12 protein-coding genes are annotated in these 12,508 nt (G+C 67.9%); 7 read left to right on the top strand and 5 right to left on the bottom strand.

Going from position 1 to position 12,508, the window contains the following annotated elements; translation table 11 throughout:
* The first annotated feature begins 66 nt into the window (after positions 1-66).
* Positions 67-1,407, top strand: coding sequence for an MFS transporter (locus C5O79_RS18865; RefSeq protein ID WP_122475716.1), 1,341 nt, complete (start codon positions 67-69; stop codon positions 1,405-1,407).
* A gap of 20 nt (positions 1,408-1,427) precedes the next feature.
* On the opposite strand, the gene C5O79_RS18860 is transcribed toward C5O79_RS18865, so the two are convergent.
* From C5O79_RS18860 to C5O79_RS18850, 3 genes are all read right to left on the bottom strand, one after another.
* Positions 1,428-1,724: a hypothetical protein gene (locus C5O79_RS18860; RefSeq protein ID WP_122475718.1), complete on the bottom strand. Its 297-nt coding sequence runs from the start codon at positions 1,722-1,724 to the stop codon at positions 1,428-1,430.
* A gap of 111 nt (positions 1,725-1,835) precedes the next feature.
* On the bottom strand, positions 1,836-3,656 hold the full coding sequence (locus C5O79_RS18855; protein WP_236862382.1) for a diguanylate cyclase: 1,821 nt from the start codon (positions 3,654-3,656) through the stop codon (positions 1,836-1,838).
* A 327-nt stretch (positions 3,657-3,983) separates the two neighbouring features.
* Positions 3,984-4,784 (bottom strand): SDR family oxidoreductase, encoded by an 801-nt coding sequence (locus tag C5O79_RS18850; protein WP_122475722.1) that lies wholly within the window; start codon positions 4,782-4,784, stop codon positions 3,984-3,986.
* Between the two features lie 136 nt (positions 4,785-4,920).
* Between C5O79_RS18850 and C5O79_RS18845 the strand changes: the two genes are divergently transcribed.
* Together C5O79_RS18845 and C5O79_RS18840 are read left to right on the top strand one after the other, a co-directional pair.
* Positions 4,921-5,880, top strand: a complete 960-nt coding sequence (locus C5O79_RS18845) for a GlxA family transcriptional regulator (protein ID WP_047850047.1) — start codon at positions 4,921-4,923, stop codon at positions 5,878-5,880.
* A 76-nt stretch (positions 5,881-5,956) separates the two neighbouring features.
* Positions 5,957-7,105 carry an epoxide hydrolase family protein gene (locus C5O79_RS18840; protein ID WP_122475724.1) on the top strand — a complete coding sequence of 383 codons (1,149 nt, stop codon included), beginning with the start codon at positions 5,957-5,959 and terminating at the stop codon, positions 7,103-7,105.
* Positions 7,106-7,198: 93 nt separating this feature from the next.
* On the opposite strand, the gene C5O79_RS18835 is transcribed toward C5O79_RS18840, so the two are convergent.
* Positions 7,199-7,690 (bottom strand): 2,4'-dihydroxyacetophenone dioxygenase family protein, encoded by a 492-nt coding sequence (locus C5O79_RS18835; RefSeq protein ID WP_047850045.1) that lies wholly within the window; start codon positions 7,688-7,690, stop codon positions 7,199-7,201.
* Positions 7,691-7,858: 168 nt separating this feature from the next.
* On the opposite strand from C5O79_RS18835, the gene C5O79_RS18830 reads away from it, so the two are divergent.
* Genes C5O79_RS18830 through C5O79_RS18820 form a run of 3 tightly spaced genes read left to right on the top strand, consistent with a single transcriptional unit; the run spans position 7,859 to position 9,948 of the window.
* Positions 7,859-8,329: a MarR family transcriptional regulator gene (locus tag C5O79_RS18830; RefSeq protein ID WP_089427573.1), complete on the top strand. Its 471-nt coding sequence runs from the start codon at positions 7,859-7,861 to the stop codon at positions 8,327-8,329.
* A 48-nt stretch (positions 8,330-8,377) separates the two neighbouring features.
* On the top strand, positions 8,378-8,713 hold the full coding sequence (locus tag C5O79_RS18825) for a hypothetical protein (protein ID WP_046547726.1): 336 nt from the start codon (positions 8,378-8,380) through the stop codon (positions 8,711-8,713).
* Complete coding sequence (locus C5O79_RS18820) at positions 8,710-9,948, top strand: MFS transporter (protein ID WP_046547727.1); 1,239 nt, start codon at positions 8,710-8,712, stop codon at positions 9,946-9,948. Before C5O79_RS18825 ends, C5O79_RS18820 begins: the two co-directional genes overlap by 4 nt.
* Positions 9,949-10,094: 146 nt before the next feature.
* On the opposite strand, the gene C5O79_RS18810 is transcribed toward C5O79_RS18820, so the two are convergent.
* Positions 10,095-11,045, bottom strand: coding sequence for a LysR family transcriptional regulator (locus tag C5O79_RS18810; RefSeq protein ID WP_046547728.1), 951 nt, complete (start codon positions 11,043-11,045; stop codon positions 10,095-10,097).
* Positions 11,046-11,150: 105 nt separating this feature from the next.
* Here C5O79_RS18810 and C5O79_RS18805 point away from each other — a divergent pair, with 105 nt between their 5' ends.
* Complete coding sequence (locus C5O79_RS18805; protein ID WP_122475726.1) at positions 11,151-12,506, top strand: aspartate aminotransferase family protein; 1,356 nt, start codon at positions 11,151-11,153, stop codon at positions 12,504-12,506.
* The last annotated feature ends 2 nt before the right edge of the window (positions 12,507-12,508 follow it).

Genomic DNA, 12,508 nt, shown 5'->3' with positions numbered 1-12,508 from the left:
GCTGGCGGGCAGTGGCGACCGGCGCTACGCATGGACCCGTATCCGAATTCATCGAGGAGACGATCGATGTCAGCCCCTCTTCAAGCGGACGCCGCGCGTGCCGTCGCGTCCGGTGTCGCATCAACGGACGACGACGCGCTGTACCGCCGCATCGGCGCACGGATCGTGCCGTTCCTGTTCATCTGCTACATAGTGTCGATCCTCGATCGCAGCAACATCGGCTTCGCCCAGTTGCAGATGCGGCAGGACCTCAGCCTGACCGACGCGATGTACAGCCTCGGTGCGGTGTTGTTCTTCGTCGGCTATGTATTGTTCGAGGTGCCGAGCAACGCGCTGCTGCGCCGCTTCGGCGCGCGCCGCACGTTTGCGCGGATCATGTGCCTGTGGGGCGCGGTGTCGGTCGCGATGATCACCGTCGACAGCGCGAAGCATTTCTACGTGCTGCGCTTCCTGCTCGGGCTGTTCGAGGCAGGATTCTTTCCGGGTGTGGTGTTCTACCTGACGTACTGGTATCCGGCACGGCGGCGCGCGTCGGTGCTGTCGATCTTCTACGCGGGCGTCGCCGTGGCGGGGATGGTCGGCGGGCTGCTGTCGGGCTGGCTGATGCGCGGGATGTCGGGCGTGCTCGGGCTGCACGGCTGGCAATGGATGTTCGCGATCGAGGGGGCGCCCGCGATCGTGCTCGGCGTGATCGCCTGGTTCTGGCTGTGCGATCGTCCCGAGCAGGCGAGCTGGCTGTCCGACGCCGACCGCCAGCGGCTCGCGGCCGACCTGGCGGCCGACCGCGCCGGTACCGATACGCCGGCGCCGCATTCGCTGCGACAGGTGCTGGCCGAACCGCGCACGTACCTGTTCGCGTTCATCTATTTCTCGCTGACCACCGCGCTCCTGATGCTGCTGTTCTGGATGCCGCTGATGATCCGCGAATTCGGCATTCACGACGTCGTGCAGATCAGCCTGTTGTCGGTCGTGCCGAACGCGATCGGCGCAGCCGGCCTGATCGCGATCGCGCGGCGCTCCGATCGCAAGCGCGAACGGCGCTGGCATTTCGCCGCATGCGCGTTCGGCGGCGCGGTGGCGCTCGCGCTGCTGACGCTGCACCTGTCGAGCATCGTTGCGATGATGGCGCTGCTGTCGGTCGCGGCGATGCTGATCTTCGCCGCGCATCCGGTGTTCTGGGCCGTGCCGTCCGCGTATTTCTCCGGCGCGGGCGCGGCGGGCGGGATCGCGCTGATCAGCAGCATCGGCGTGTCGAGCGGCATGATCACGCCGTGGCTCGTCGGGCTGATCCGCACGAGAACCGGCAGCATGGACCTGGCGATGCTGATGATCGCGGCGCTGCTGGCCGCGTGCGCGGTCGCGATGATGCTGGGTGTGCGGGCGGCGCCGCGTGCGGAATCGGCGTGACGCGGGCGGGGCGGTGCGCGTCAGTGGAAGTACAGAAACAGCCCGGGCAGGACGATCAGGCCGTGCAGCGCCAGCGCCCAGTAGATCGTGCCGCCGCGCGCCTGCTGGTCGATCGACAGGCACGCGATCGTCGCAATGACCCCAATGATCGACAGGCCTGCCGCCCAGAAGAGCGCGGTGATGAGCACGCGAAGGCCCATGTACGGATCGTCCATCGAACTGGCGAACCCGTAGCCGAACAGCAGCGCCAGCAGTTCGATGACCGCAATGACGAGAAGACCTGACGCGAGACGCGCGGTCAGTTTGGTATTGTCCATGGCAAATCGCGGTGAGTAGGGCCCGGAGCGCTAGCCTACACGATCGGTCCCGAATATGTCGCGCAATGGAGGCGGGACGCCGGACAGGAGCGGGCGCTGCCTGCCCGAAATCTACGCCCGATACACCTCGATCCGGTTGCGGCCGCGCTCCTTCGCGAGATAGAGCGCCTTGTCGGCGCGCGACAGCGGCTGGTAGGCGCCGAAGTCCGACGCCCGCATCGCGTCGATGCCGATGCTGACGGTCAGCGTGACCTGCTGGTCCTCGTGCATGAGCCGCGCCTGCATCGTGCGTTGTTGCACGCGCTGCGCGAAGGCCAGCGCGCGGTCGAGATCCGCGCCCGGCAGCACGACCGCGAATTCCTCGCCGCCGACGCGTCCGACGATGCCGTCCGGCCCGGTTTCCGCGAGCAGCAGCCGCGCGAAATGCCGGAGCGCGCGGTCGCCGACCGGGTGGCCCCAACGGTCGTTCAGCGCCTTGAAGTGATCGAGATCGAGCATCAGCACCGCGGCGGCCTGGCCGGTCGTGCGCACGGCGCGCAGCGCGGCTTCGCTTTGCCGCATGAACGCGTGGCGGTTCGACAGCTGCGTGAGGTGATCAGTCGTGGCCATCCGGTGCAGTTCGGCCTCGATATGCTTGCGGTCGGTCGCGTCGGTGATGAAGCCGTGCCACACGGTGCCGCCGTCGGGCGTGCGCTGCGGGCGCGCATCGCCTTCGCGCCAGCGCAGGCCCTGGCCCGGCAGCAGCACGCGATAGTCGAGGCGCCACGGCGTCAGTCGCACCGACGACTCGTGCAGCGACAGCCGGTAGGCGACCAGGTCGGCCGGATGGATGCGCGTCTCGACCGTCTCCGCGCTGCCGGCGATCTGCTCGGGCGTCAGTTCGTAGATGTCGCCGACACCCGCGCTCGCGTACGAAAAGAAGCGGCGCCCGTCGGGCGCCTGTCGCAACTGGAACACGAGCCCGGGAACCTGGTCGGTGAGGTCCGTGACGAGCGCGGCCGAGTCGCGCAATCGCGCGGCGAGCTCGCGCAGCGCGGTGATGTCCGTGGTCGTCCCGACCATCCGGAGCGCGCGGCCGCGACTGTCGCGGTCGATCACCTTGCCGCGGCTGCAGATCCATTTGTACGAGCCGTCCTTGCAGCGGATGCGGTGCTCGACCGCGTAATGGTCGGTGCGGTGCTCGAAGTGCGCGAGCATCGCGGCCTTCACGTCGGCGACGTCGTCCGGATGCAGCCGTTCGTACGCATCCTCGATCCGCGTGCTGAGCTCGTGCGGCGCGTAGCCGAGCAGCGCCTTCCAGGCCGGCGAGTAATGGATCTCGCCGGTTTCCACGTTGCGATCCCACACGCCGGTGCCGCTTTCGGTGAGCGCGAGCGTGGTCAGCGTGCTGTGTTCTTCGACGGAGCGGAGGCGTTCGCGCAAGGTCACGGTTTCGATTGCGCGGCCCAGCGCGCTCGAGGCAAGTGTGGCGAGGTCACGTAGCAGCGCGCGTTGCGTGGCATCGAGCGCCGCTGCTTTATCGTCCACGACGCACAGCGTGCCGAAGGTCGCGCCATCGGGCGCGGCGAGTTCGCAGGCCGCGACGACCCGAGGCGCGTGACGCGCACCGTCGTTGCGTTTCCCGCTGGCGTGCGCGCGCCACGGGGCGAACCGCGAATCGGCGGCCGGCGTCGGCTCGGCTTCGGGCGGCAAGAGATCGGCGGCCAGCGGGTCGGGAAGCGGATCGGGCAATGCGCCGTCGGCGGCCAGCACGCGTTGCGCATCGGCGTCGGCGCGCGCGATGAACGCGCCGGCCGCACCGAAATGCGCACGCGCGACACGGCAGACGGTGTCCAGTTCAGGCAGGGTTGGGAGCGCGGGCCGACGGTCGGCCGACCCGCGTGCGGAGGCCGGCGCGTCGCCGGTCTCGGTGATGAACATACGGGCCTGCATGGTCGAATTCCGCAACGGACGATTGCCCTCGTGATCGGACGAGGGCCGGTCGAACGAGGTCGCTTGGGGACTGCAATCGCAGAGCTTACTGTTGCGCGGAATGCGTGGCAAGCGAACCGGAATCGTCGGTCGGCGCGCGACATTTATGCCGACCGGGAAACAATCCGGCGCGTGTTTCCGCAGACGAATTCACCCATCCGCATCTGCCCGTAAATGTGCCGCGGAACCCCGGATGATGGCGGCCGGTTCGCCGCGTATCACCGTGTTCCGCAACTGCTCCCAGGGTTCGACGTGCGTGGTGCTTGCGACCGGCGAGGCGTAGCGTTATCAGCCTGCCGTCGAATAGCGCGGCGCGGGCGTGTCGGCCGACAGGTGCGGCGCCATCGTGTGGCGGGCGGCCTCGTACGCGGCCCATTCGTCACCCGCGTGCAGCGACGGGATCGTCACGAGTTCGCCACGGTCAAAGCCGACCAGCGCCGCGTCGACCATGTCGGTCGCCGACATCACGATTTCCTTCGGCAGGTGCTCGAGCGGCAGGCCGCCCGTCTGCCAGAAATCGGTGGCGGTCGCGCCGGGGAGCACGGCCTGCACCTGCACGCCCTTGTCGGCGAGTTCGTGATGCAGCGACTGGCTGAACGCGAGCACGAACGCCTTGCTGCCGCCGTACACGCCGTTCAGCGTTTCCGGCGAGATCGCGACGATCGACGAAATGCTGATCACCGCGCCGTTGCCGCGGGCGACGAAGCCGGGCACGGCCGCGTAGGTGAGGCGCGTCAGCGCGGTTACGTTCAGGTCGATCATCCGCGTCATCGCGTCGACGTCGCTGTCGAGCAGCGGCGTGTGCGTGCCGATGCCCGCGTTGTTCACGAGCAGCGTGATGCTCGCATCCTGCTTCAGCTTCGCCTCGACGGCGGCGAGTGCCGCGCGGTCGTTGAGGTCGGCGTCGACGATCTCGACGCTGCGCTGCGTATCGTTCGTGATGCGGTCGGCGAGGGCGGCCAGGCGGTCGCGGTTGCGCGCGACCAGGATCAGGTCGTAGCCGCGGCGCGCGAGGCGGTCCGCGTAGACGGCGCCGATGCCCGACGAGGCGCCGGTGATGAGGGCGGTACCGCGATGTGCTTGCGTCATGAGGTGCTCCGTTTCGATGGAAATGGCCGGATGGCGTGAAGCCATTCTGGTCCCGAATCGCTGCGACACAAATGACGTAGATGGGTATGATTCAGGACATCGGGCCGATCCATTCGCCCGGGACGGGAGAACCCACATGCACCGCATCGGCTTTCTGATCAGCGACGGCTTCCAGATCATGGCGCTCGCCGCGCAATCGGTGTTCGAGTACGCGAACATGGGCATGAGCGAGCCGTTCTACGTGATGGCCAACTATTCGGTCGACGGCGGCGACGTGCGCTCGTCGCTCGGGCTGCCGGTCGCCACGCACGCGCTGCGCGGGCGGATCGCCGTCGATACGTGGATCGTCGCGGGCGTCAACGATCCGCTCGCTTCGCCGGCGCCGGCCGGCGTCGTCGCGTTCCTGCGCCGCACCAGCGCACGCGCGCGGCGGATCGCCGGCATCTGCACGGGCGCGTTCGTGCTGGCCGAAGCCGGGCTGCTCGCGCAGCGCCGCGCGACGACGCACTGGGCGTTCGGCCGCGACATGCAGCGGTGCTATCCGGAGATCCGCGTCGAGGACGACCGGATCTACATCGTCGACGGCCCGATCTGGACGTCGGCGGGGATGACGGCCGGCCTCGACCTCGCACTCGCGATGGTCGAAAAGGATCTCGGCGCCGATGCCGCCCGATCGGTCGCGCACAAGCTCGTGATGCACCAGCGGCGCGCCGGCGGCCAGTCGCAGCATTCTGAAATGCTGGAACTCGCGCCGAAATCCGACCGGATCCAGAACGCACTGAACTACGCGCGGCAGAATCTCGGCCGCGCGCTGACCGTCGAGGATCTCGCCGAAGCGGTCCACCTGAGCCCGCGCCAGTTCAGCCGCGTGTTCACGCACGAAACGGGTCAGTCGCCGGCGAAGGCGATCGAGCGGCTGCGGCTGGAGGGGGCGCGGCTGATGATCGAGCAGAGCCGCCATTCGCTCGACGTGATCGCGAAGGAAAACGGCTTTCGCGACCGTCGCCACATGCGCGAGGCGTTCGTGCGTGGGTTCGGCGTCCCGCCGCAGGCGATGCGGCGCGATGCGCGTGCGGACGAGCGGGAAACGGGCTGACACCCGTGGGCGCGAGACGCCTGCAGCCAGCGGAAAAATCGCGCAGAATCTCCGGCACGTTTCGAGAGGAGACACCATGCACGCCGAGCCGTTCGACATTGCGATACCCGATCAAGCGCTGGATGACCTGCGTCGGCGCCTGCGCGCCCGTCGCCCGCCGGTGCTCACGCCCGCCGAGCCGTGGCAGCAGGGTGTGGACGGCGCGTGGCTGAGCGAACTGACCGAGTACTGGGCCGAGCGCTTCGACTGGCGCGCGGTGGAGCGTGCACTGAACCGGTTGCCGCAGTTCGTCGCGGATGCAGGCGGGCAGCGCGTGCATTTCATCCATCGGCGTGGGGCGGGACCGAAACCTTATCCGCTCGTCATCACGCACGGCTGGCCGGGCTCCGTATTCGAATTCGACGCGCTGATCGATCGCCTTTGCGATCCGGCGGCATTCGGCGGTGATCCTGACGACGCATTCGACGTGGTCGTCCCGTCGCTGCCCGGTTTCCTGTTCTCGCCCGCGCCAACGGCACCCGGCATGTCGGCATTGCAGGTCGCCGACTGCTGGGCGGCGTTGATGTCCGGCCTCGGCTATCGACGCTTCGGCGCACAAGGCGGCGATCTCGGCGCAGGCGTGTCGATCGCGCTCGGCGCGCGGCATGCCGACAGGGTGGACGGCATTCATCTGAACTACCTGCCCGGCAGCTACGAACCGCCGACCGACGCGGCTGCGCCGCTGACCGACGACGAACGGGCCTTCCTGACGCAGCGCGGCGAATGGGCCGCGCTGGAAGGCGGATACGCGCATTTGCACATGACGAAGCCGCAGACGCTGGCCGTCGCGCTCAACGATTCGCCGGCCGGACTGGCCGCCTGGATCGCCGAGAAATTCCGTGCATGGAGCGATTGCGACGGCGACGTCGCACGGCGGTTTTCGCACGATGCGCTGCTGACCGGCATCTCGCTCTACTGGTTCACCGGCTGCATCGGCTCATCCATGCAGATGTATTGGGAAAACCGCCTGCAGCCCATGCGCTTCGCGGCCGGGCAACGCGTGAAGGTGCCTGTCGCGTTCGCGCGCTTTCCGAAGGAAATCAGCCGTCCGCCGCGCAGCTTGCTCGAACGCGTGTTCGACGTCGTGCAATGGACCGACATGCCGAGCGGCGGCCATTTCGCGGCGATGGAAGAGCCGGATCGGCTGGCCGACGATATTCGGACATTTTTCCGGCGCTTTCGGTGATGATCGGGTCGGCCGGCGAAGCGCGCCGGCGGCCATCCGGTCGACAGGAAGCGCGAGCGCCACGCGGATCGTGACGCGACGGTGGCGCGTGCGCTACCGCGTGACGAACGGCGCGGCGTCGTCCGGCGCCGTACGCGCATGCTTGCGCTGGCGCAGCAGCGCGACGCGGCAGTTCTCGCGCGCGGTTTCGCGGCCGTCGTCGTCGAGCAGCACGAGATCGCCGCGCATCACGTTGAGCGTGATCACGTCCTCACCCGGTGCGCCGAGCGTTTCCGGCGTATGCACCGAGCCGGCCGGTTCGAGCACCGTCGAGCCGGCGTGCGCCACCCAGTCGTATTCGCGGTAGCGCCACGCCCCCTGCAACGTATGGACGAACACCTCGCCCTCATGACGGTGGCGCGGCAGCGTGCCGCCGGCCGGCATCTTCAGCAGCGCGGTGAGGGTGTCCTCGGCCGCATTGATGTGCAGGTACTTGATCGCCAGACCCGGCAGGTCCGCGCTCATCGGCAGCCACGGCAGCGCGTCGCCGGGCAGGCACGAGATCGGCGGCAGGTCGGTGGAGAGCGGGGCGGACGGCTGCGTCATGGCGGGCGGCGGAGCGGAAATGGGGAGCCCGCATTATCGCAGAGCCGGCTCGCGCAGCCGAACGGGGCATTTCGCATCGGCGCGAGCGCATGCGACGACGCGCTCCTTACAGCTTGAAATATGCAGCTAAACTGTACAGTTTGACTGTATATCTGCTATCTTGATTTCATGAACACGCCATTGCCTCCCTCCGAAGCGCTCCCGCTGGCCGGCCTTGCCGGCGAACTCCGCATCTCGGTCGGCAAGCTGATGCGGCGGATGCGCGAGCAGGTCCACCCGAACGACCTCACGTCATCGCAGAAATCGGTGCTGTTGCGGCTCGACCGCGACGGCCCCGCGACCGTGTCGGCGCTCGCGCGCGCCGAAAGCGTGCGCCCGCAGTCGATGCGCGTGACGGTCGCGACGCTCGAGACGCTCGGCGCCGTCAGCGGCGAGCCCGATCCCACCGACGGCCGGCAGACGCTGATCGCGCTCACGCCCGGTTTCCGCAAGGCGCTGCAGGCCAACCGGGCGGCCAAGGACGACTGGCTGTTCCGCGCGCTGCATGCGCAACTGTCGGAGGCCGAGCAGGCCGAGCTCGCGTCGGCCGTGAAGCTCCTGCAGCGGCTCGCCGAATTCCAGGAGCCGGCGCGTCCGTAACCGCTGTCGACCCGCATCGACCCGTTAGCCGAAAAGGACCACCCGCACATGAACCTCCCGTATCTCGTGTCGTATTTCTTCGGCGGCGCGTTTCTCGCGAACGTCGTGCCGCATCTCGTCAGCGGATTGCGCGGCGAGCCGTTCCAGACCCCGTTCGCGAATCCGCCGGGGCGCGGGTTGTCGTCGTCCACGGTAAATGTCGTGTGGGGCGTCGCAAACCTGGTGATGGCTTATGTGCTGGTGTGCCGGGTCGGCGATTTCGACCTCCGGGTGACGGCAGACGCGGCAGCGTTCGGCCTCGGCATCCTCGCGCTCGGCCTGTTCCTCGCGCGGCACTTCGGCGCGCTGCACGGCGGCAACGAGCCCGACCGGGAGCGGCCATGAGCGTGCCGGCGGCGGGCGTCTTCCGCTCGCTTCGCAGCTTCAACTATCGCGTGTGGGCGATCGGCTCGCTCGTGTCGAACATCGGCACGTGGATCCAGCGCACCGCGCAGGACTGGCTCGTCCTCACGCAGCTCACGCATCACGACGCGTCGGCCGTCGGCATCGTGATGTCGCTGCAGTTCGGCCCGCAGCTTCTGCTGCTGCCGTGGACGGGTTACGCGGCCGACCGTTTCGACCAGCGCAAGCTGCTGATGGCGACGCAGGCGCTGATGGGCGGGCTCGCGCTTTTGCTGGGGCTGCTGACGGTGACCGGCGTCGCGCAGCTGTGGCACGTGTATCTGTTCGCGTTCCTGTTCGGCTGTGCGTCGGCGTTCGATGCGCCGGTGCGGCAGACGTTCGTCGCCGAGCTGGTCGCCGATCGGGAGCTGGCGAACGCCGTCGCGCTCAATTCGACGTCGTTCAACGCGGCGCGGATGATCGGGCCGGCGGCGGCCGGCTTCATCATCGCGTCGGTCGGCACCGGCTGGGCGTTCCTGCTCAACGGCCTCAGCTTCGTGGCGGTGCTGGCGTCGTTGTCGATGCTGCGTGCCGACGAGCTGCGTGCCCATGCGCGGGCCGACCGCACGCGCGGGAGCCTGCTCGACGGGTTCCGATACGTATGGCAGCGCCCGGACCTGAAAGCGATCCTCGTGATGCTGTTCCTGATCGGCACGTTCGGGCTCAATTTCCCGCTGTTCATCTCGACGATGGCCGCCAGCGTGTTTCATGTCGACGCGCGCGGCTTCGGCGTGCTGTCGTCGATGATGGCCGTCGGCACGATCACCGGTGCGTTGCTTGCGGCGCGCCGCGACCGGCCGCGCTTCCGGCATCTGTGGATCGGCGCGGCGCTGTTCGGGCTCGGCTGCACTCTGGCTGCGCTGGCGCCGGGATATTGGCTGTTCGGCGCCGCGCTCGTGCTGACCGGGATCGCGGCGATCACCTTCATGAACTCGACCAACAGCCTCGTGCAGCTGTCGACCGAGCCGGCGATGCGTGGCCGCGTGATGGCGCTGCGTCTCGCGGTGGCGCTCGGCGGCACGCCGATCGGCGCGCCGGTGGCCGGCTGGGTCGCAAATCATCTCGGCCCGCGCTGGGCGCTCGGCGTCGGCGCGATGTCGGGTTTTGCGGCGGCGCTGGTCGCAACGCATTTCATGAAGCGGATGCGTGCGCAGGCGGGCAGCAGCGAGGGTGTCTGATTGACCGCTGAGCCGTCGCAGGCTGCGTAGCCGACTACTTCGCCAATCAGCCAGCCACTCGGCCAGCCAATCAGCCAGTCAGTCAGCCAATCAGCCAGTCAGCCAGTCAGCCAGTCAGCCAGTCAGCCAGTCAGCCGCGACAGTCGTTACGCAGCCGGCCGCGCCGCAGCATGCGCGGCTTCGAGACACGACTGAAACAGCAACGCCGCCCGCGACGGCCGCGGCGAGCGCCGCAGCAGGCTCACGAACCGGCACCGGTAATTGAACCGGTGCGGCGCGATCGGCTGCATCAGCCCCTTGTTTTCGAAGCTTTCCGCGTAATGATCAGGGAGGAAGCCGAGATAGCGGCCGGACAGGATCAGCGTCGCGATCGACTCCTGGTCCGACGCGGTTGCGCTGCGCGTGAGCTTCGCGCGATGGCTCAGCTCCATGTTCGGCGAATGGAAACCGAGGCCCGCGAACGCATGGTTGCGGATCGTCGTCCACGTGAGCTTGCCGTGCGGTGCATCGTAGAGCGGATGCTGGCGGCCGCAGTAGAGCAGCATCCGTTCGTCGAACAGTTCCGAATACACGAGGCTGCCCGAGTTGCGGTGCGCGGGAATGATCCCGACCTGATAGCTGCCGTCGATGATTCCGCGCTCGACCTCGTTGATCGACGCGACATGCAGGTTCAGCGCGACGTCGGGCGCTTCGTCGGTGAACTGGCGGATTGCGTCGCCGAGCCGGGCGTTCGCGTTGGTGGCCGTCTTGTCGAATACCGCGATGTGCAGTTCGCCGCCCATCCGGTCGTGAATGCCGTCGATCCTGCTGCGAAATGCTTCCATCGACGCGAGCAGCCGCAACGTCTCCTCATACACGGTCTGGCCCTCGGGCGTCAGCGTGAAGCCCGCTCGCCCGCGCCGGCACAGCACGAGGCCCAGGCGCGTTTCCAGATCCTTCACGTGCCGGCTGATCGTCGAGATGCCGATATTCAGTTCCAGTTCGGCGGCCGCCATCCCGCCGCACTGCACGACGCCCTTGAAGACCCGCAGCAGGCGGAGATCCATGTCGCTGAGCTGCCCGAGCAGCGCGCGACTCTTCGGTTTCTTTGCTTGCATGAATGCGCAAGTGAACATTGATATTGCGATATTCAAAAGACTAATTGGCCTACCGACAATGTGCAATATCAACATAAGGAGGAGGGGCGCCCCGCGCCGACCGACATGACCGACATCACCACCGCCCAGCAGGACGAAACCAACCTCCGCACCGACGCCGCGTGGCTCGACGCGCACTGGATGCCGTTCACGGCCAACCGCCAGTTCAAGGCCGATCCGCGCATGATCGTGTCGGGCAAGGGCGCGTATTACACGGACGCCGAAGGCCGCAAGATCTTCGACGGCCTGTCGGGTCTCTGGTGCACGGGCCTCGGTCACGGCCGCACGGAAATCGTCGAAGCCGTGAGCCGCCAGGTCGCGCAGCTCGACTACGCGCCGGCATTCCAGTTCGGCCATCCGAAATCGTTCGAGCTCGCGAACAAGATCAAGGACCTGACGCCGGCCGGCCTCGACTACGTGTTCTTCACGGGTTCGGGCTCGGAAGCGGCCGATACCTCGCTGAAGCTCGCCCGCGCTTACTGGCGCGCGAAAGGCAAGGGCACGAAGACGCGCCTGATCGGCCGAGAAAAGGGCTATCACGGCGTGAACTACGGCGGTATCTCGGTCGGCGGGATCGGGCCGAACCGCAAGCTGTTCGGCCAGGGGATCGACGCCGACTTCCTGCCGCACACGCAACTGGCCGAGAACAAGTTCTCGCGCGGGATGCCCGAGCACGGCGCCGAGCTGGCCGATCGCCTGCTCGACCTGATCGCGCTGCACGACGCATCGAACATCGCGGCCGTGATCGTCGAGCCGTTCTCCGGTTCGGCGGGCGTGGTCGTGCCGCCGAAGGGCTATCTGAAGCGCCTGCGCGACATCTGTACTGCGCACGACATCCTGCTGATTTTCGACGAAGTCATCACGGGCTTCGGCCGGGCCGGCGCGATGACGGGCGCCGACGCGTTCGGCGTGGTGCCGGACATCATGAACTTCGCGAAGCAGGTGACGAACGGCGTGCAGCCGCTCGGCGGCGTGATCGCGACGAAGGAAATCTACGACACGTTCATGGCCGCGGGCGGCCCCGAGTACATGCTCGAGTTTCCGCACGGCTACACGTATTCGGCGCACCCGGTGGCGTGCGCGGCCGGCGTCGCGGCGCTCGACCTGCTGGTGAAGGAAGACGCGGTAGCCCGCGTGCGCGATCTCGTGCCGCATTTCGAAGCCGCGGTGCACGGGCTGAAGGGCCAGCGCCACATCACCGACATCCGCAACTACGGGCTGGCCGCCGGCCTGACGATCGCGGCGCTGCCGGGCGAGCCGGCGCGGCGCCCGTACGAGATCGCGATGCGCTGCTGGGCGAAGGGCTTCTACGTGCGCTACGGCGGCGACACGATCCAGCTCGCACCGCCGTTCATCTCGGAGAAGCGCGAGATCGACAACCTGGTCAACGCGTTGTCCGATGCACTGAACGAAGTGGACTGAGC

Origin of the sequence: Burkholderia sp. SRS-25 (assembly GCF_004343765.1) — a bacterium.
Lineage (GTDB): Bacteria > Pseudomonadota > Gammaproteobacteria > Burkholderiales > Burkholderiaceae > Burkholderia > Burkholderia contaminans.
Note: the sequence above shows the minus strand (reverse complement) of the source record. Positions and strands in the feature narration are given on the sequence as shown.